This window comes from Vibrio sp. 1401, from assembly GCF_033340295.1.
The window spans coordinates 1-810 of record NZ_JAWOWF010000248.1 but is presented as its reverse complement, the minus strand read 5'-3'; the positions used below and the strand labels follow the sequence as shown (position 1 = coordinate 810).

1 protein-coding gene is annotated in these 810 nt (G+C 49.4%); it reads right to left on the bottom strand.

Features of this window, described 5'->3' with window-relative positions; all coding sequences use genetic code 11:
• Positions 1 to 808 (bottom strand): bifunctional chorismate mutase/prephenate dehydrogenase (tyrA, locus tag R7Z77_RS24880; RefSeq protein WP_318136987.1); only part of this gene is annotated, 808 nt, incomplete at its 3' end.
• Between the last annotated feature and the right edge of the window lie 2 nt (positions 809 to 810).

Sequence of the window (810 nt, the reverse complement as noted above, 5' to 3'; positions counted from 1 at the left end):
TCAGTTTCAACAGTTGCTCAATATTCGGGTTCTCTTTGCTAAGGTGCATTCCGTAAGCAAATGACGTGAAGTGGCGCAGCGCTTGGATTAACGTCATGCCATGGTCGTGCTCTTGCGCATCAATCTGACACAAGCTCGCGCCCCAAATACCAAACTGTTGCAACAACCATTGGTATTGCTCGTTACCACGTCCATCACAGTACACAATCACCTGCTTGGCAAGACTAGGAACATCAGGGCCGAACATTGGATGTAAACCAACCACAGGTCCAGCGTGCACATTCAACATCGCTTGCAGCGGCTTTGACTTGATAGACGTCAGGTCACACAGAATGCAGTCTTGAGGCAAGTTGCCCAGTTTTGCAATCACCCCTTCCGTCAGGTGAATCGGTACGGTGACAACCACTAAGCCTGCGTCTTTGAGAATCTCATCCGCACGCCCCCAATCTTTGCTACCCAAAACTTTCACTTGGTAACCTGATAGCTTGAACATGCGGCCAAACAGACCGCCTAACTGGCCATTACCACCAATAATGACCACTGAGCGTAATTCTGGGTTCAAACACTTAAAACCGGAATCTTTCTCGCTGGCATAAGACTCACGCATGGTACGACGAAGAATGTCTTCGATAAGCTGAGGTGGGACCCCCATTTTCTCAGCTTCTGCTCGGCGAGACGCCAGCATCGCCGCTTCACGGTCAGGGGCATAAATAGGCAAACCGTGTTCGCTTTTTACTTCCCCAACTTTTTCTACCAGCGCTAAACGCTGAGCCAAAAGCTCAAGCATTTGTTTGTCGACTGCATCAATCT